Source organism: Pseudomonas cavernicola, assembly GCF_003596405.1.
GTDB classification, from domain to species: domain Bacteria; phylum Pseudomonadota; class Gammaproteobacteria; order Pseudomonadales; family Pseudomonadaceae; genus Aquipseudomonas; species Aquipseudomonas cavernicola.
Window position 1 is genome coordinate 1,868,816 of the sequence record NZ_QYUR01000002.1, and the last position, 18,973, is coordinate 1,887,788.

Consider the following 18,973-nt stretch of genomic DNA (forward strand, 5'->3'; position numbering starts at 1 on the left):
AAGCGTCTTAAGTCGCTTCTTCTATATATAGGTAGAGATACGCCAGGTGAGACCGTTTCAGGCTTGCGGGTCGCAAGTCGTAGGGTATGACAAAAAGCTTTCAATAAGTGCTTGACGGTTGATTTGCTGGGCCTATAATGCGCACCACTTCCGGCGCAGACCTCTCGGAAAACTTCTTAGATAACAAGAAGTTAGCTTTAAAAGAGGGGTTGCAAAGCAGCGAAGCTGTGTAGAATGCGCCGGGCTGACAGGGTGGTGGTTGAGCCGTGTTGTCGGTCTGCTGGAGGATCGAAAGCGGTTGAATGAGGTGGTTGACAGCGGTTTGAAACGCTGTAGAATTCGCCTCCCGCTGACGAGAAGCCTGGCTTGATCGGAAGCGCAAGTGGTTGAAGTTAATCAAGAAAATTTGAAACTTCGTTGAAATAACCGCTTGACAGGATGTGAGGCTGCTGTAAAATGCGCGCCTCGGTTGAGACGAAAGACTTAACCAACTGTTCTTTAACAACTGAATCAAGCAATTCGTGTGGGTGCTTGTGAGGTAAGACTGATAGTCAACTGATTATCAGCGTCACAAGTAACTCTTCGTGAATTCAAAGAGTTTAATTGCGATTGCTGAGCCAAGTTTAGGGTTTTCTCAAAACCCAAAGATGTTTGAACTGAAGAGTTTGATCATGGCTCAGATTGAACGCTGGCGGCAGGCCTAACACATGCAAGTCGAGCGCAGCACGGGTACTTGTACCTGGTGGCGAGCGGCGGACGGGTGAGTAATGCCTAGGAATCTGCCTAGTAGTGGGGATAACGTTCGGAAACGGACGCTAATACCGCATACGTCCTACGGGAGAAAGTGGGGGATCTTCGGACCTCACGCTATTAGATGAGCCTAGGTCGGATTAGCTAGTTGGTAGGGTAAAGGCCTACCAAGGCGACGATCCGTAACTGGTCTGAGAGGATGATCAGTCACACTGGAACTGAGACACGGTCCAGACTCCTACGGGAGGCAGCAGTGGGGAATATTGGACAATGGGCGAAAGCCTGATCCAGCCATGCCGCGTGTGTGAAGAAGGTCTTCGGATTGTAAAGCACTTTAAGTTGGGAGGAAGGGCATTAACCTAATACGTTAGTGTTTTGACGTTACCGACAGAATAAGCACGGCTAACTCTGTGCCAGCAGCCGCGGTAATACAGAGGGTGCAAGCGTTAATCGGAATTACTGGGCGTAAAGCGCGCGTAGGTGGTTCGGTAAGTTGGATGTGAAATCCCGGGCTCAACCTGGGAACTGCATCCAAAACTGCCGAGCTAGAGTATGGTAGAGGGTGGTGGAATTTCCTGTGTAGCGGTGAAATGCGTAGATATAGGAAGGAACACCAGTGGCGAAGGCGACCACCTGGACTGATACTGACACTGAGGTGCGAAAGCGTGGGGGAGCAAACAGGATTAGATACCCTGGTAGTCCACGCCGTAAACGATGTCGACTAGCCGTTGGGATCCTTGAGATCTTAGTGGCGCAGCTAACGCATTAAGTCGACCGCCTGGGGAGTACGGCCGCAAGGTTAAAAACTCAAATGAATTGACGGGGGCCCGCACAAGCGGTGGAGCATGTGGTTTAATTCGAAGCAACGCGAAGAACCTTACCTGGCCTTGACATGTCGAGAAGTCTGCAGAGATGCGGATGTGCCTTCGGGAACTCGAACACAGGTGCTGCATGGCTGTCGTCAGCTCGTGTCGTGAGATGTTGGGTTAAGTCCCGTAACGAGCGCAACCCTTGTCCTTAGTTACCAGCACGTTATGGTGGGCACTCTAAGGAGACTGCCGGTGACAAACCGGAGGAAGGTGGGGATGACGTCAAGTCATCATGGCCCTTACGGCCAGGGCTACACACGTGCTACAATGGTCGGTACAAAGGGTTGCCAAGCCGCGAGGTGGAGCTAATCCCATAAAACCGATCGTAGTCCGGATCGCAGTCTGCAACTCGACTGCGTGAAGTCGGAATCGCTAGTAATCGTGAATCAGAATGTCACGGTGAATACGTTCCCGGGCCTTGTACACACCGCCCGTCACACCATGGGAGTGGGTTGCACCAGAAGTAGCTAGTCTAACCGCAAGGGGGACGGTTACCACGGTGTGATTCATGACTGGGGTGAAGTCGTAACAAGGTAGCCGTAGGGGAACCTGCGGCTGGATCACCTCCTTAATCGACGACATCAGCTTCCTTATAAGCTCCCACACGAATTGCTTGATTCATTGCGAAAGACGATTGGGTCTGTAGCTCAGTTGGTTAGAGCGCACCCCTGATAAGGGTGAGGTCGGCAGTTCGAATCTGCCCAGACCCACCAATTGTTGTGGGGTTGGCCTTGTACGAATATGGGGCCATAGCTCAGCTGGGAGAGCGCCTGCCTTGCACGCAGGAGGTCAGCGGTTCGATCCCGCTTGGCTCCACCATACAGACGCCGCGAGAGTTCAGAATTGAATATTCCTGGGGTGACCTGGTTGAATATTGACTTCTGGTCTTTGACTAGTAAGTAACAATCGTTCTTTAAAAATTTGGGTATGTGATAGAAAGAATAGACTGGTCACCCTTTTCACTGGGGGTGTGATCAGGCTAAGGTAAAATTTGCGAGTTTAATTGCGAATTTTCGGCGAATGTCGTCTTCATAGTATAACCAGATTGCTTGGGGTTATATGGTCAAGTGAAGAAGCGCATACGGTGGATGCCTTGGCAGTCAGAGGCGATGAAAGACGTGGTAGCCTGCGAAAAGCTTCGGGGAGTCGGCAAACAGACTGTGATCCGGAGATATCTGAATGGGGGAACCCACCTAACATAAGTTAGGTATCTTGCACTGAATACATAGGTGTAAGAAGCGAACCCGGGGAACTGAAACATCTAAGTACCCGGAGGAAAAGAAATCAACCGAGATTCCCTTAGTAGTGGCGAGCGAACGGGGACTAGCCCTTAAGCTTCTTTGATTTTAGCGGAACGCTCTGGAAAGTGCGGCCATAGTGGGTGATAGCCCTGTACGCGAAAAGATCTTAGAAGTGAAATCGAGTAGGACGGAGCACGAGAAACTTTGTCTGAATATGGGGGGACCATCCTCCAAGGCTAAATACTACTGACTGACCGATAGTGAACTAGTACCGTGAGGGAAAGGCGAAAAGAACCCCGGAGAGGGGAGTGAAATAGATCCTGAAACCGTATGCGTACAAGCAGTGGGAGCCCACTTTGTTGGGTGACTGCGTACCTTTTGTATAATGGGTCAGCGACTTATTTTCAGTGGCGAGCTTAACCGAATAGGGGAGGCGTAGCGAAAGCGAGTCTTAATAGGGCGTTTAGTCGCTGGGAATAGACCCGAAACCGGGCGATCTATCCATGGGCAGGTTGAAGGTTGGGTAACACTAACTGGAGGACCGAACCGACTACCGTTGAAAAGTTAGCGGATGACCTGTGGATCGGAGTGAAAGGCTAATCAAGCTCGGAGATAGCTGGTTCTCCTCGAAAGCTATTTAGGTAGCGCCTCGTGTATCACTGCTGGGGGTAGAGCACTGTTTCGGCTAGGGGGTCATCCCGACTTACCAAACCGATGCAAACTCCGAATACCAGCAAGTGCGAGCACGGGAGACACACGGCGGGTGCTAACGTCCGTCGTGAAAAGGGAAACAACCCAGACCGTCAGCTAAGGTCCCAAAGTTATGGTTAAGTGGGAAACGATGTGGGAAGGCTTAGACAGCTAGGAGGTTGGCTTAGAAGCAGCCACCCTTTAAAGAAAGCGTAATAGCTCACTAGTCGAGTCGGCCTGCGCGGAAGATGTAACGGGGCTCAAACCATACACCGAAGCTACGGGTATCACTTAGGTGATGCGGTAGAGGAGCGTTCTGTAAGCCTGTGAAGGTGAGTTGAGAAGCTTGCTGGAGGTATCAGAAGTGCGAATGCTGACATGAGTAACGACAATGGGTGTGAAAAACACCCACGCCGAAAGACCAAGGTTTCCTGCGCAACGTTAATCGACGCAGGGTTAGTCGGTCCCTAAGGCGAGGCTGAAAAGCGTAGTCGATGGAAAACAGGTTAATATTCCTGTACTTCTAGTTATTGCGATGGGGGGACGGAGAAGGCTAGGCCAGCTTGGCGTTGGTTGTCCAAGTTTAAGGTTGTAGGCTGGGTGCTTAGGTAAATCCGGGCGCCTAAGGCTGAGAACTGATGACGAGTGCTCATTAGAGCGCGAAGTGGTTGATGCCATGCTTCCAAGAAAAGCCTCTAAGCTTCAGATAACTAGGAACCGTACCCCAAACCGACACAGGTGGTTGGGTAGAGAATACCAAGGCGCTTGAGAGAACTCGGGTGAAGGAACTAGGCAAAATGGCACCGTAACTTCGGGAGAAGGTGCGCCGGTGAGGGTGAACGATTTACTCGGTAAGCCCATGCCGGTCGAAGATACCAGGCCGCTGCGACTGTTTATTAAAAACACAGCACTCTGCAAACACGAAAGTGGACGTATAGGGTGTGACGCCTGCCCGGTGCCGGAAGGTTAATTGATGGGGTTAGCTAACGCGAAGCTCTTGATCGAAGCCCCGGTAAACGGCGGCCGTAACTATAACGGTCCTAAGGTAGCGAAATTCCTTGTCGGGTAAGTTCCGACCTGCACGAATGGCGTAACGATGGCGGCGCTGTCTCCACCCGAGACTCAGTGAAATTGAAATCGCTGTGAAGATGCAGTGTATCCGCGGCTAGACGGAAAGACCCCGTGAACCTTTACTATAGCTTTGCACTGGACTTTGAATTTGCTTGTGTAGGATAGGTGGGAGGCTTTGAAGCGTGAACGCCAGTTTGCGTGGAGCCAATCTTGAAATACCACCCTGGCAACTTTGAGGTTCTAACTCAGGTCCGTTATCCGGATCGAGGACAGTGTATGGTGGGTAGTTTGACTGGGGCGGTCTCCTCCTAAAGAGTAACGGAGGAGTACGAAGGTGCGCTCAGACCGGTCGGAAATCGGTCGTAGAGTATAAAGGCAAAAGCGCGCTTGACTGCGAGACAGACACGTCGAGCAGGTACGAAAGTAGGTCTTAGTGATCCGGTGGTTCTGTATGGAAGGGCCATCGCTCAACGGATAAAAGGTACTCCGGGGATAACAGGCTGATACCGCCCAAGAGTTCATATCGACGGCGGTGTTTGGCACCTCGATGTCGGCTCATCACATCCTGGGGCTGAAGCCGGTCCAAGGGTATGGCTGTTCGCCATTTAAAGTGGTACGCGAGCTGGGTTTAGAACGTCGTGAGACAGTTCGGTCCCTATCTGCCGTGGACGTTTGAGATTTGAGAGGGGCTGCTCCTAGTACGAGAGGACCGGAGTGGACGAACCTCTGGTGTTCCGGTTGTCACGCCAGTGGCATCGCCGGGTAGCTATGTTCGGAATAGATAACCGCTGAAAGCATCTAAGCGGGAAACTAGCCTCAAGATGAGATCTCACTGGAACCTTGAGTTCCCTAAAGGGCCGTCGAAGACTACGACGTTGATAGGTGGGGTGTGTAAGCGCTGTGAGGCGTTGAGCTAACCCATACTAATTGCCCGTGAGGCTTGACCATATAACACCCAAGCAATTTGCTTAACGGCGAATTGATGAGTGTGAAGACGAGACCGAAAGTTCGTCAAACTCGCGCAAGACTGTCTATCACAGACCCAATTAGGAGTAGCGCGTCAGCGACACTCCAGCCGAATTGCTTGACGACCATAGAGCGTTGGAACCACCTGATCCCATCCCGAACTCAGTAGTGAAACGACGCATCGCCGATGGTAGTGTGGGGTCTCCCCATGTGAGAGTAGGTCATCGTCAAGCTTAATTCCAAACCCCACACACCATCGGCGATGCGTCGTTCACTACTGAGTTCGGGATGGATCAGGTGGTTCAACGCTCTATGGTCGTCAAGCAATTCGGCTGGAGTGTCGCTGACGCGCTACTCCTAATTGGGTCTGTGATAGACAGTCTTGCGCGAGTTTGACGAACTTTCGGTCTCGTCTTCACACTCATCAATTCGCCGTTAAGCAAATTGCTTGGGTGTTATATGGTCAAGCCTCACGGGCAATTAGTATGGGTTAGCTCAACGCCTCACAGCGCTTACACACCCCACCTATCAACGTCGTAGTCTTCGACGGCCCTTTAGGGAACTCAAGGTTCCAGTGAGATCTCATCTTGAGGCTAGTTTCCCGCTTAGATGCTTTCAGCGGTTATCTATTCCGAACATAGCTACCCGGCGATGCCACTGGCGTGACAACCGGAACACCAGAGGTTCGTCCACTCCGGTCCTCTCGTACTAGGAGCAGCCCCTCTCAAATCTCAAACGTCCACGGCAGATAGGGACCGAACTGTCTCACGACGTTCTAAACCCAGCTCGCGTACCACTTTAAATGGCGAACAGCCATACCCTTGGGACCGGCTTCAGCCCCAGGATGTGATGAGCCGACATCGAGGTGCCAAACACCGCCGTCGATATGAACTCTTGGGCGGTATCAGCCTGTTATCCCCGGAGTACCTTTTATCCGTTGAGCGATGGCCCTTCCATACAGAACCACCGGATCACTAAGACCTACTTTCGTACCTGCTCGACGTGTCTGTCTCGCAGTCAAGCGCGCTTTTGCCTTTATACTCTACGACCGATTTCCGACCGGTCTGAGCGCACCTTCGTACTCCTCCGTTACTCTTTAGGAGGAGACCGCCCCAGTCAAACTACCCACCATACACTGTCCTCGATCCGGATAACGGACCTGAGTTAGAACCTCAAAGTTGCCAGGGTGGTATTTCAAGATTGGCTCCACGCAAACTGGCGTTCACGCTTCAAAGCCTCCCACCTATCCTACACAAGCAAATTCAAAGTCCAGTGCAAAGCTATAGTAAAGGTTCACGGGGTCTTTCCGTCTAGCCGCGGATACACTGCATCTTCACAGCGATTTCAATTTCACTGAGTCTCGGGTGGAGACAGCGCCGCCATCGTTACGCCATTCGTGCAGGTCGGAACTTACCCGACAAGGAATTTCGCTACCTTAGGACCGTTATAGTTACGGCCGCCGTTTACCGGGGCTTCGATCAAGAGCTTCGCGTTAGCTAACCCCATCAATTAACCTTCCGGCACCGGGCAGGCGTCACACCCTATACGTCCACTTTCGTGTTTGCAGAGTGCTGTGTTTTTAATAAACAGTCGCAGCGGCCTGGTATCTTCGACCGGCATGGGCTTACCGAGTAAATCGTTCACCCTCACCGGCGCACCTTCTCCCGAAGTTACGGTGCCATTTTGCCTAGTTCCTTCACCCGAGTTCTCTCAAGCGCCTTGGTATTCTCTACCCAACCACCTGTGTCGGTTTGGGGTACGGTTCCTAGTTATCTGAAGCTTAGAGGCTTTTCTTGGAAGCATGGCATCAACCACTTCGCGCTCTAATGAGCACTCGTCATCAGTTCTCAGCCTTAGGCGCCCGGATTTACCTAAGCACCCAGCCTACAACCTTAAACTTGGACAACCAACGCCAAGCTGGCCTAGCCTTCTCCGTCCCCCCATCGCAATAACTAGAAGTACAGGAATATTAACCTGTTTTCCATCGACTACGCTTTTCAGCCTCGCCTTAGGGACCGACTAACCCTGCGTCGATTAACGTTGCGCAGGAAACCTTGGTCTTTCGGCGTGGGTGTTTTTCACACCCATTGTCGTTACTCATGTCAGCATTCGCACTTCTGATACCTCCAGCAAGCTTCTCAACTCACCTTCACAGGCTTACAGAACGCTCCTCTACCGCATCACCTAAGTGATACCCGTAGCTTCGGTGTATGGTTTGAGCCCCGTTACATCTTCCGCGCAGGCCGACTCGACTAGTGAGCTATTACGCTTTCTTTAAAGGGTGGCTGCTTCTAAGCCAACCTCCTAGCTGTCTAAGCCTTCCCACATCGTTTCCCACTTAACCATAACTTTGGGACCTTAGCTGACGGTCTGGGTTGTTTCCCTTTTCACGACGGACGTTAGCACCCGCCGTGTGTCTCCCGTGCTCGCACTTGCTGGTATTCGGAGTTTGCATCGGTTTGGTAAGTCGGGATGACCCCCTAGCCGAAACAGTGCTCTACCCCCAGCAGTGATACACGAGGCGCTACCTAAATAGCTTTCGAGGAGAACCAGCTATCTCCGAGCTTGATTAGCCTTTCACTCCGATCCACAGGTCATCCGCTAACTTTTCAACGGTAGTCGGTTCGGTCCTCCAGTTAGTGTTACCCAACCTTCAACCTGCCCATGGATAGATCGCCCGGTTTCGGGTCTATTCCCAGCGACTAAACGCCCTATTAAGACTCGCTTTCGCTACGCCTCCCCTATTCGGTTAAGCTCGCCACTGAAAATAAGTCGCTGACCCATTATACAAAAGGTACGCAGTCACCCAACAAAGTGGGCTCCCACTGCTTGTACGCATACGGTTTCAGGATCTATTTCACTCCCCTCTCCGGGGTTCTTTTCGCCTTTCCCTCACGGTACTAGTTCACTATCGGTCAGTCAGTAGTATTTAGCCTTGGAGGATGGTCCCCCCATATTCAGACAAAGTTTCTCGTGCTCCGTCCTACTCGATTTCACTTCTAAGATCTTTTCGCGTACAGGGCTATCACCCACTATGGCCGCACTTTCCAGAGCGTTCCGCTAAAATCAAAGAAGCTTAAGGGCTAGTCCCCGTTCGCTCGCCACTACTAAGGGAATCTCGGTTGATTTCTTTTCCTCCGGGTACTTAGATGTTTCAGTTCCCCGGGTTCGCTTCTTACACCTATGTATTCAGTGCAAGATACCTAACTTATGTTAGGTGGGTTCCCCCATTCAGATATCTCCGGATCACAGTCTGCTTGCCGACTCCCCGAAGCTTTTCGCAGGCTACCACGTCTTTCATCGCCTCTGACTGCCAAGGCATCCACCGTATGCGCTTCTTCACTTGACCATATAACCCCAAGCAATCTGGTTATACTATGAAGACGACATTCGCCGAAAATTCGCAATTAAACTCGCAAATTTTACCTTAGCCTGATCACACCCCAGTGAAAAGGGTGACCAGTCTATTCTTTCTATCACATACCCAAATTTTTAAAGAACGATTGTTACTTACTAGTCAAAGACCAGAAGTCAATATTCAACCAGGTCACCCCAGGAATATTCAATTCTGAACTCTCGCGGCGTCTGTATGGTGGAGCCAAGCGGGATCGAACCGCTGACCTCCTGCGTGCAAGGCAGGCGCTCTCCCAGCTGAGCTATGGCCCCATATTCGTACAAGGCCAACCCCACAACAATTGGTGGGTCTGGGCAGATTCGAACTGCCGACCTCACCCTTATCAGGGGTGCGCTCTAACCAACTGAGCTACAGACCCAATCGTCTTTCGCAATGAATCAAGCAATTCGTGTGGGAGCTTATAAGGAAGCTGATGTCGTCGATTAAGGAGGTGATCCAGCCGCAGGTTCCCCTACGGCTACCTTGTTACGACTTCACCCCAGTCATGAATCACACCGTGGTAACCGTCCCCCTTGCGGTTAGACTAGCTACTTCTGGTGCAACCCACTCCCATGGTGTGACGGGCGGTGTGTACAAGGCCCGGGAACGTATTCACCGTGACATTCTGATTCACGATTACTAGCGATTCCGACTTCACGCAGTCGAGTTGCAGACTGCGATCCGGACTACGATCGGTTTTATGGGATTAGCTCCACCTCGCGGCTTGGCAACCCTTTGTACCGACCATTGTAGCACGTGTGTAGCCCTGGCCGTAAGGGCCATGATGACTTGACGTCATCCCCACCTTCCTCCGGTTTGTCACCGGCAGTCTCCTTAGAGTGCCCACCATAACGTGCTGGTAACTAAGGACAAGGGTTGCGCTCGTTACGGGACTTAACCCAACATCTCACGACACGAGCTGACGACAGCCATGCAGCACCTGTGTTCGAGTTCCCGAAGGCACATCCGCATCTCTGCAGACTTCTCGACATGTCAAGGCCAGGTAAGGTTCTTCGCGTTGCTTCGAATTAAACCACATGCTCCACCGCTTGTGCGGGCCCCCGTCAATTCATTTGAGTTTTAACCTTGCGGCCGTACTCCCCAGGCGGTCGACTTAATGCGTTAGCTGCGCCACTAAGATCTCAAGGATCCCAACGGCTAGTCGACATCGTTTACGGCGTGGACTACCAGGGTATCTAATCCTGTTTGCTCCCCACGCTTTCGCACCTCAGTGTCAGTATCAGTCCAGGTGGTCGCCTTCGCCACTGGTGTTCCTTCCTATATCTACGCATTTCACCGCTACACAGGAAATTCCACCACCCTCTACCATACTCTAGCTCGGCAGTTTTGGATGCAGTTCCCAGGTTGAGCCCGGGGATTTCACATCCAACTTACCGAACCACCTACGCGCGCTTTACGCCCAGTAATTCCGATTAACGCTTGCACCCTCTGTATTACCGCGGCTGCTGGCACAGAGTTAGCCGGTGCTTATTCTGTCGGTAACGTCAAAACACTAACGTATTAGGTTAATGCCCTTCCTCCCAACTTAAAGTGCTTTACAATCCGAAGACCTTCTTCACACACGCGGCATGGCTGGATCAGGCTTTCGCCCATTGTCCAATATTCCCCACTGCTGCCTCCCGTAGGAGTCTGGACCGTGTCTCAGTTCCAGTGTGACTGATCATCCTCTCAGACCAGTTACGGATCGTCGCCTTGGTAGGCCTTTACCCTACCAACTAGCTAATCCGACCTAGGCTCATCTAATAGCGTGAGGTCCGAAGATCCCCCACTTTCTCCCGTAGGACGTATGCGGTATTAGCGTCCGTTTCCGAACGTTATCCCCCACTACTAGGCAGATTCCTAGGCATTACTCACCCGTCCGCCGCTCGCCACCAGGTACAAGTACCCGTGCTGCCGCTCGACTTGCATGTGTTAGGCCTGCCGCCAGCGTTCAATCTGAGCCATGATCAAACTCTTCAGTTCAAACATCTTTGGGTTTTGAGAAAACCCTAAACTTGGCTCAGCAATCGCAAATAAACTCTTTGAATTCACGAAGAGTTACTTGTGACGCTGATAATCAGTTGACTATCAGGCTTACCTCACAAGCACCCACACGAATTGCTTGATTCAGTTGTTAAAGAACAGTTGGTTAAGTCTTTCGTCTCAACCGAGGCGCGCATTTTACAGCAGCCTCACATCCTGTCAAGCGGTCATTTCAACGAAGTTTCAAAATTTCTTGATCAACTTCAACCACTTGCGCTTCCGATCAAGCCAGGCTTCTCGTCAGCGGGAGGCGAATTCTACAGCGTTTCAAACCGCTGTCAACCACCTCGTACCACCGCTTTCGATCTCTCCAGCAGACCGACTGACAAGACGCAAACACCACCCTGTCAGCCCGGCGCATTCTACACAGCTTGCGCTGCTTTGCAACCCCTCTTTTAAAGCTAACTTCTTGTTATCTAAGAAGTTTTCCGAGAGGTCTGCGCCGGAAGTGGTGCGCATTATAGGCCCAGCAAATCAACCGTCAAGCACTTATTGAAAGCTTTTTGTCATATATGACGAAAAGCATCGCGAGGCGGCAGCCGTTCCTACGCAGGCCGTCAGCACACTAGCAGTCCCTATATATAGAAGAAGCGATAAGACGCTTTGCTGCCGGCTTCCCGCACGGGTGGAAAGCCAGCATCTATTACCGCCGCGTACCCGTAGGAGCGAGCTCTGCTCGCGATGCTTTTGTGCTATGCCCGATCGCGAGCAGGGCTCGCTCCTAAAAGAGCAATCGCGCTGCGAGACAGGCCATTTATTGACGCTTCGCCCGCTCTTGCAGGTAAGCCACTACGTCAGGTTGCTCACCGGAAAACTCGATTCGACCGTCCTTGCTTTCGCGCTGGAAGGCGTACATGGGGTCGTAGTAATCCTTCAGCAGTACCTCGATCCAGCCGCGATGCAGCTCGACCGCACCACTGCGCTGCTGCTCAAGCAGGGCGCCCTGCATGATCGTCGCCAGCCGCTGATAGCGCTCGCCGCCCAAGCGTTTGAGGATGTTCGCCAGACTCTGCTGCAGGCGCTCGGCAAAGCGCACGAAGCCGTGTTCGTCACCATGCTCGGCGATGAATTCGGCACAAAGGTCGATCACGTAATCGCGCAGGATGCGTTCGACTCGACCTTCGAGGCTGTCCTCCAGCCACACCATCGGGTAGTGCTGCATACCCTGATACAGCTCCAGCGGTTGCGAGCAACTGCCCACCGTACGGCCCTCATCCTCCAACACGAACCGCTCTATCCCGGCCGCGCGCTTTTTCAGAATGTCCACCGCCAGGCGATTCTCGAAATCGATCTGCGCCGGTTGCCCGGTCACCCGCTTGCCGAAGCTGGAACCACGATGATTGGCATGACCTTCCAGGTCCAGACCATTGGCCAGTTGGCTCAGCGCCTCGGTCTTGCCGGTGCCGGTGAGGCCGCCGATCAAAACGAAATCGCACTGCGCCACGGCCTGCTGAGTGGTCTCCAGCAGGAAGGTCCGCATGGCCTTGTAACCGCCGATCACCCGCGGGTAGTCAATGCCCGCCTCGCGCTTTAACCATTGCTGGACGATTTGCGAGCGCAGGCCGCCGCGAAAGCAATACAGATAACCGTCGGGGTTGGCGCGGGCGAACGCGGCCCAGGCCTCAACCCGCTCGGCCTTGATCTGGCCGGCGACCAGTTGGTGACCCAGTTCGATGGCGGCTTGCTGGCCGTGCTGCTTGTAGCAGGTGCCAACCTTTTGCCGTTCGATGTCATTCATCAGCGGCAGGTTGAGCACCCCTGGGAACGCGCCCTTGTGGAATTCCACCGGGGCACGGGCGTCCATCATCGGCGTGTCGTTGAGGAAGATTTCGCGGTAATTCGACGTGTTCTCGCGCATCAGCACACCTCGACCGCGTAGCGCTGTCGCTCAAGCATCTGGCCAATCGGCGCCAGCGTCAGACCCAGTTCAGCGGCTACGGCCAAGAACTCGGCCTCGCCCTCCGGCGTGACCGCGACCAGCAGCCCGCCACTGGTTTGTGGATCGCACAGCAACAGTTTCTGTGCTTCCGGCAGCGGCGCGATCTTCTCGCCATAGCTTTCGAAATTGCGATGAGTACCACCCGGTACGCAGTCCTCAGCCAAGTAATACTCGACACCGGGTAAACGTGGCACCGCGGCGAATTCAAGCCGAGCGGTCAGCGCACTGCCATCGGCCATTTCGATCAGATGGCCGAGCAGGCCAAAGCCGGTGACATCGGTCATGGCCTGTACACCGGCGAGTTTGCCGAAACGGCTGCCGGGCTTGTTCAGGGTGCACATCCAGTCGCGGGCCAGCCCCACATCCTCGGCCCGCAGTTTGGCCTTTTTTTCGGCCGTGGTAAGGATGCCGATACCCAGAGGTTTGCTCAGGTAGAGTTTGCAGCCTACCGTCGCGGTGTCATTGCGTTTCATGTGACGCTTTTCCACCACCCCAGTGACCGCCAGGCCGAAGATCGGTTCGGGCGCGTCGATCGAGTGCCCGCCGGCCAGCGGAATACCTGCGGCCTCACAGGCGGCGCGGCCACCGGCGATCACCTCACGCGCGACCTCTGGGGCCAGAACGTTGACCGGCCAGCCCAGGATGGCAATGGCCATCAATGGGTCGCCGCCCATGGCGTAGATATCGCTGATCGCATTGGTCGCAGCGATACGGCCGAAATCAAACGGGTCATCGACAATCGGCATAAAGAAGTCGGTGGTGGACACCACTCCTCTCTCATCATCCAGGGCATAAACCGCCGCATCGTCACGCGAAGCGTTGCCGACCCAGAGCTTCGGATCGAGGTTTTGCGCACCGCTGCCGGCCAGTATCACGTCCAACACCTTGGGGGAGATCTTGCATCCACAACCGGCGCCGTGGCTGTACTGGGTCAAGCGGATCGGTTCGCTCATCGGGAATTCACTCGCTACGGATAACAGGGGCGGATTCTAGCAAAGTACAAAGGCTAAGCCTTAGCGCACGGAAGATTGCCCGCGCAGGCCCACCGCCCTCTATAATTCGCCGGCTTTTTTCCGCTATTTAACCGGAGAACCCCTATGTTCAAGCGTACCTTGGCGCTCGCCGCCGGCTTTGCCCTGACCCTGTCCGCCGTATCCACTTTTGCCGCTGAGACCCTGAAAGTCTCGGCCATACCCGACGAAGCGCCGACTGAACTGCTGCGCAAGTTCAAACCACTGGGCGCCTACCTGGAACAACAGCTCGGCATGAAGGTCGAGTTTGTCCCGGTAACGGATTATGCCGCCGTGGTCGAAGCGCTGGCCGCCGACCGTATCGATATGGCCTGGCTGGGCGGCTTCACCTTTGTCCAGGCGCGGCTGAAGACCGGTAATGCCATTCCGTTGGTACAGCGTGAGCAGGACGAGAAATTCACCAGCAAGTTCATCAGCGCGGATCCGCAGATCAAGAACTTGCAAGACCTGAAGGGCAAAACCTTCGCCTTCGGTTCGGTCTCCTCCACCTCCGGCAGCCTGATGCCGCGCTATTTCATGCTTAAAGATGGGATCAAGCCGGAAGAGTTTTTCAGCCGTGTGGCCTATTCCGGCGCCCATGACGCCACCGTGGCCTGGGTGCAGGCCGGTAAGGTCGATGGCGGCGTACTTAACGCCTCGGTCTGGGAAAAACTGGTCGCCAGCGGCAAAGTCGACACACAAAAAGTCAAAGTCTTCGCCACCACCCCGACTTACTACGATTACAACTGGACGGTACGCGGCAGCCTAGACCCGGCACTGGCCGAGAAGATCAAAGCCGCCTTCCTCGCCTTGGACCCAGCTAATCCAGAGCAAAAGGCGATTCTCGACCTGCAAGCCGCCAGCCGCTTCATCGCCACCAAGCCGGAAAACTACAAAGGCATCGAGGAAGCAGCCCGCGCCGCCGGCCTGTTGAAGTGATCATTCGCCTGAACGCGGCAACCCTTCGCCACGCTAACGGACAGGTCGCCCTGAGTGGGATAGACCTGAACGTTGAGCGCGGCGAACGAGTTGCCATTATCGGGCCATCCGGTGCTGGCAAAACCAGTTTGCTGCACCTGCTGGCCACGGCCACACAGCTCTCTAGCGGGCAACTCGAGTTGTTCGGCGAGTCACCCTGGGCGCTATCCGGCGCGGCGCGGCAAAGGCTGCGCACACACATCGGCCTGATTCATCAAGCACCACCCCTGCCCCCTCGGCAACGGGTGGTGACAGCGGTGCTGGCCGGTAAACTCGGCCAATGGGGGCTGCTCAAGGGCCTCCTCAACCTGCTCTACCCGCTGGACATTGCCGGTGTGCGAACAACGCTCGGTCGACTCGATCTGGCGGATAAGCTGTTCCAGCGCTGCGCTGAGCTTTCCGGTGGCCAGTTGCAGCGCGTCGGGGTTGCCCGCGTGCTCTACCAGGCACCGCAGTTGCTGCTCGCTGACGAACCTGTCTCGGCCATGGACCCGGTCCTGGCCGAACATACCCTCGGCGTGCTCTGTCAGCATGCCGCCGCACACGACGTCACCTTGCTCGCCAGCTTGCATGCAGTCGACCTGGCACTGGCACACTTCCCGCGGATCATTGGGGTGCGCGACGGGCGGATTGTCTTCGACCGTGCAGCCAAGGAGGTCACCCCAGCTCAGCTCGATGCGCTGTATGCCAACGAGCAACTGAACCCCATGCCGGCATCGCCTGTATCGGCTCCCGTCACCCTGCCAATTCCACGATGCTGAGTTCGGCTACTCGCGACCCCGCAGGCCTGCCACGTCTACTGCTGACGCTGTTGGCCGTCGCGCTGCTGTGGCCCGGGATTCAGCTCAGTGAATTGAACCCACTGGTGCTGTTCGACAGCGACAACGCCCACAACATGGGCCAATTCGTCGCGGCCTTCTGGCCACCGGCGCATGACGCCGAGTTTCTGCAACTACTCTGGCCAGCCACCCTGCAAACCCTGGCTATCGCCACCGCCGGCATGTGCCTGGCCTTGTTGATTGCCCTGCCGGCTGCCCTATTGGCCAGTCGCGCCCTGTCACTCTCGGCCGTGCCTCGCGGCGGCAAGCCCAGTTGGCCAGCCCAGCTCTTGCGCTGGCCGCCACGCGGACTGTTGATCTTCCTGCGCAGCGTGCCGGAAATCGTCTGGGCCCTGCTCTTCGTGCGGGCCGTGGGCCTCGGCCCAACCGCCGGCGTACTGGCCATTGCCATCACCTACAGTGGCATGCTCGGAAAGGTCTACGCCGAGACTTTCGAATCGGTCGATCAACGGCCGGCACGGGCGCTGATGATCGCCGGTAGCAGCCGCTTGGACGCCTTCATCTACGGCATCCTGCCCAACGCCGCAGCGGAAATGCTCTCCTATACCGTCTACCGCTGGGAGTGCGCGATCCGCGCTTCGGTGGTGATGGGCTTCGTCGGTGCCGGCGGGCTTGGCCAGCAGATCGATTTATCCCTGCGCATGTTTGCCGGGGGCGAAGTGGCCAGCCTGCTGCTGACCTTTCTCGGCCTGGTATTACTGGCCGATCAACTCAGCCGGTTGTTGCGGGTACGACTGACATGAACCGCGCGCTCAATGTTCTTCTGCTGTTGGCGATCGGCAGCGCCATGCTGGCATCGTTCCTCTACCTCGGCATCGATCTCACCGCCCTGTTTGGCGGCGACAGCCTGCAGCAAATGGCCGGCTATGCCCGGCGCTTCCTTGAGCCAGACCTTAGCGGCGAGCATCTGAGCGCTATCGCTCGCGGCGCCCTGGAAACCCTGGCCATGTCGGCACTCGGTACACTGCTGGCGGCGCTGCTCGGTTTGTTCCTCGCGCTACCCGCCGCCAAGCGCTTTGGCTGGCCGGCCCAGAGCGCGGCACGTCTGCTGCTCAATGCATTGCGCGCCATACCCGAACTGGTCTGGGCGGCCTTGATGGTGCTGGCCGCAGGGCTGGGGCCGAATGCCGGCACTCTGGCGTTAGCGCTGCATACCTCGGGAGTACTCGGCCGGCTGTTTGCCGAGGCGCTGGAAAATGCCCCGCCCGGCCCGGCCGAAGCCATTCGCCTGAACGGCGGCAGTCAGGTTGCAGCTTTCTGTTACGGCACCCTGCCGGGCGTCTGGCCACAATTGCTGGCCTACACCCTGTATCGCTGGGAAAACAATATCCGTATGGCCAGCGTGCTCGGCTTCGTCGGCGCGGGTGGCCTCGGGCAGATGCTCTATATGAGCCTCAGCCTGTTCCAGGAAGCACAAGCCAGCACGGTGATCCTGGCCATGTTGCTACTGGTTCTGGGTGTGGATGCGCTGAGTAGTTGGGGACGGCAGCGCTGGGTGAATGCCTGACAGGCCGTTGAAAAACTACTGCGCTAGGCTATGCGGCGTTGAAATCAGCCTCAAAATGCTCATTTACAGCGCGTAAATTGCGCTTTTTCGGCTGATTGACTCGCTACGCTCGCCCTGCGGGCCAGCCTTCGGCTGTTACTCCGCTTCGCTGCGTTGCGCCTTGTGACCCACATGGATGTGGGGAATGCCGCTACCCGTAGGGAACGGGTGCGGCCCTAGCCGTCGCTCGCTACGTTTTTTCAACGGCCTGTTAACCCGAGTGAGCCCCGATGATGGCCAGGCAAACCTCGGAAAGCAGACCGAATCTGTTAGCTGCGAACTCAGCGCAACCGCTCGAGCATCTGGTAGTACCACATGCCCACGGCCATCATCTGATTGCCCAGCCAGGCACCAACCGGCAGGCGGATATGGCTGACACCGGCAAAAGTGTCGAACCTCTCCAGCGAGCCGGTGACCGCATTGGCCATGATCTCGCCAACGATATGCGTAGTGGCAACCCCATGCCCGGAGTAGCCCTGGGCATACCAGACATTTTTTGAAAGTTTGCCCAGTTGCGGAATGCGGTTGATCACGATGCCCATCATGCCGCTCCACTGGAACTCGATCTCGACGCCCTTCAGGCGCGGGAAGGTGTGCTCGATCGCCGGACGCAGTTCGGCTTCGATGTCGCGCGAATCACGGCCGGAATAGTTGGCACCACCGCCGAATAGCAGGCGTTTGTCGGCCGTCATACGGTAATAATCGAGCACGAAACGGCAGTCGTAAACGGCCAGGTCGTGAGGATTGAGCATGGCTGCGACCTCTTCGCCCAGCGGTTTGGTAGTGACGATGCCACCCGAAGCCGGAAAGATCATTCCACCCATCTTGCGCTGTTCGAGCTTGTGGTAGGCGTTACCGGCTAGGATCACCGAGTTGGCGGTGATCCGCCCATGCTCGGTCACCACCACCGGCAGATCGTTGTGGATAATCTCCACGACCGGCGAATTTTCGAAAATCAGTGTGCCCAAGCTGGCGGCGGCCTTGGCTTCACCGATACACAGGTTCAGCGAGTGCAGATGCATGTTGCGCTTGTTATGCAGGGCACCATGGTAGACATCGGTTTCCAGGTAATTCGGCATCTCACTGGCACTGATCATGCGCACCTCATCGCCCATGCCGCGACGAACCGCCTCGTCATAGTTGGCCTGCAGGCCTTCCATGTGGCTCGGTTTGTAGGCGGCGTGCAGGTGACCGTGCTTGAGGTCGCACCGGATGCCGTACTTGGCCACGCGCTTCTTGATGATTTCGTGACCACGCCAGCGCAGATTCCAGATGAAGTCGTCAACCTCGGAACCGAGCTTGGCGCGCATCTGTTTGCGCATCGCCTCGTCACCGGACAGGCTGCCCGTAACCTGACCGCCATTGCGGCCAGTGGCGCCCCAGCCAATTTTCTTGGCTTCGATAATCGCCACTTTCAGGCCACGCTCGGCCAGCTCTAGTGCGGTTGATACCCCGGTAAAGCCGCCGCCGATTATCGCAACATCCACCCGCTGTTCGCCCTCAAGGCGAGGGTAGTTGGTCTCTTCATTGAGGGTGGCCGTGTAGTAAGAGTTGCAGCGCTGTGTAGTCATAGCACTCAAGTTCCCAATTCTATTTTTGCTGATACGGAGCCTGAAAAGACGCCAGAGCATTGCTGC

General features: G+C 55.4%; 7 protein-coding genes, 4 tRNA genes, 5 rRNA genes and 1 other annotated feature. Of the genes, 9 read left to right on the plus strand and 7 right to left on the minus strand.

Features of this window, described 5'->3' with window-relative positions; translation table 11 throughout:
- Positions 1–653: 653 nt before the first annotated feature.
- From D3879_RS09025 to rrf, 5 genes are all read left to right on the plus strand, one after another.
- Positions 654–2,190: ribosomal RNA gene (locus tag D3879_RS09025) — 16S ribosomal RNA — on the plus strand.
- Positions 2,191–2,255: 65 nt separating this feature from the next.
- Positions 2,256–2,332: transfer RNA gene (locus tag D3879_RS09030), tRNA-Ile, on the plus strand.
- Between the two features lie 30 nt (positions 2,333–2,362).
- Positions 2,363–2,438 (plus strand) — tRNA-Ala (locus D3879_RS09035).
- Between the two features lie 242 nt (positions 2,439–2,680).
- Positions 2,681–5,569, plus strand: a 23S ribosomal RNA gene (locus D3879_RS09040).
- Positions 5,570–5,704: 135 nt separating this feature from the next.
- Positions 5,705–5,820, plus strand: a 5S ribosomal RNA gene (rrf, locus tag D3879_RS09045).
- A 10-nt stretch (positions 5,821–5,830) separates the two neighbouring features.
- Positions 5,831–5,911, minus strand: a sequence feature (5S ribosomal RNA rRNA prediction is too short).
- Between the two features lie 135 nt (positions 5,912–6,046).
- On the opposite strand, the gene D3879_RS09050 is transcribed toward rrf, so the two are convergent.
- From D3879_RS09050 to selD, 6 genes are all read right to left on the minus strand, one after another.
- Positions 6,047–8,936: ribosomal RNA gene (locus D3879_RS09050) — 23S ribosomal RNA — on the minus strand.
- Between the two features lie 241 nt (positions 8,937–9,177).
- A tRNA-Ala gene (locus tag D3879_RS09055) sits at positions 9,178–9,253 on the minus strand.
- Positions 9,254–9,283: 30 nt separating this feature from the next.
- Positions 9,284–9,360: transfer RNA gene (locus D3879_RS09060), tRNA-Ile, on the minus strand.
- A 65-nt stretch (positions 9,361–9,425) separates the two neighbouring features.
- Positions 9,426–10,964: ribosomal RNA gene (locus D3879_RS09065) — 16S ribosomal RNA — on the minus strand.
- Between the two features lie 814 nt (positions 10,965–11,778).
- Positions 11,779–12,882 carry a tRNA 2-selenouridine(34) synthase MnmH gene (mnmH, locus tag D3879_RS09075; protein WP_119953814.1) on the minus strand — a complete coding sequence of 368 codons (1,104 nt, stop codon included), beginning with the start codon at positions 12,880–12,882 and terminating at the stop codon, positions 11,779–11,781.
- Positions 12,882–13,916 (minus strand): selenide, water dikinase SelD, encoded by a 1,035-nt coding sequence (gene selD / locus D3879_RS09080; RefSeq protein WP_119953816.1) that lies wholly within the window; start codon positions 13,914–13,916, stop codon positions 12,882–12,884. The genes mnmH and selD overlap by 1 nt, the downstream gene beginning before the upstream one ends.
- Positions 13,917–14,060: 144 nt before the next feature.
- Between selD and D3879_RS09085 the strand changes: the two genes are divergently transcribed.
- The 4 genes from D3879_RS09085 to phnE are packed head-to-tail and all read left to right on the plus strand — an operon-like array spanning position 14,061 to position 17,297.
- The gene (locus tag D3879_RS09085; protein ID WP_119953818.1) at positions 14,061–14,912 is read left to right on the plus strand and encodes a putative selenate ABC transporter substrate-binding protein; all 852 of its coding nucleotides are present in this window, start codon (positions 14,061–14,063) and stop codon (positions 14,910–14,912) included.
- Positions 14,909–15,712, plus strand: coding sequence for a phosphonate ABC transporter ATP-binding protein (locus D3879_RS09090; RefSeq protein ID WP_119953820.1), 804 nt, complete (start codon positions 14,909–14,911; stop codon positions 15,710–15,712). Before D3879_RS09085 ends, D3879_RS09090 begins: the two co-directional genes overlap by 4 nt.
- On the plus strand, positions 15,706–16,533 hold the full coding sequence (locus tag D3879_RS09095) for a PhnE/PtxC family ABC transporter permease (protein ID WP_119953822.1): 828 nt from the start codon (positions 15,706–15,708) through the stop codon (positions 16,531–16,533). The genes D3879_RS09090 and D3879_RS09095 overlap by 7 nt, the downstream gene beginning before the upstream one ends.
- Positions 16,530–17,297: a phosphonate ABC transporter, permease protein PhnE gene (phnE, locus tag D3879_RS09100; RefSeq protein ID WP_119953825.1), complete on the plus strand. Its 768-nt coding sequence runs from the start codon at positions 16,530–16,532 to the stop codon at positions 17,295–17,297. Before D3879_RS09095 ends, phnE begins: the two co-directional genes overlap by 4 nt.
- A 320-nt stretch (positions 17,298–17,617) precedes the next feature.
- On the opposite strand, the gene D3879_RS09105 is transcribed toward phnE, so the two are convergent.
- Positions 17,618–18,907 carry an NAD(P)/FAD-dependent oxidoreductase gene (locus tag D3879_RS09105; RefSeq protein ID WP_119953827.1) on the minus strand — a complete coding sequence of 430 codons (1,290 nt, stop codon included), beginning with the start codon at positions 18,905–18,907 and terminating at the stop codon, positions 17,618–17,620.
- Positions 18,908–18,973 lie beyond the last annotated feature (66 nt).

Excerpts from the sequence above, each read along its gene's own strand:
- D3879_RS09085 (WP_119953818.1), top strand. The coding sequence starts at position 14,061 with ATGTTCAAGCGTACCTTGGCGCTCGCCGCCGGCTTTGCCCTGACCCTG.
- phnE (WP_119953825.1), top strand. The coding sequence starts at position 16,530 with ATGAACCGCGCGCTCAATGTTCTTCTGCTGTTGGCGATCGGCAGCGCC.
- selD (WP_119953816.1), bottom strand. The coding sequence starts at position 13,916 with ATGAGCGAACCGATCCGCTTGACCCAGTACAGCCACGGCGCCGGTTGT.
- D3879_RS09095 (WP_119953822.1), top strand. The coding sequence starts at position 15,706 with ATGCTGAGTTCGGCTACTCGCGACCCCGCAGGCCTGCCACGTCTACTG.
- mnmH (WP_119953814.1), bottom strand. The coding sequence starts at position 12,882 with ATGCGCGAGAACACGTCGAATTACCGCGAAATCTTCCTCAACGACACG.
- D3879_RS09105 (WP_119953827.1), bottom strand. The coding sequence starts at position 18,907 with ATGACTACACAGCGCTGCAACTCTTACTACACGGCCACCCTCAATGAA.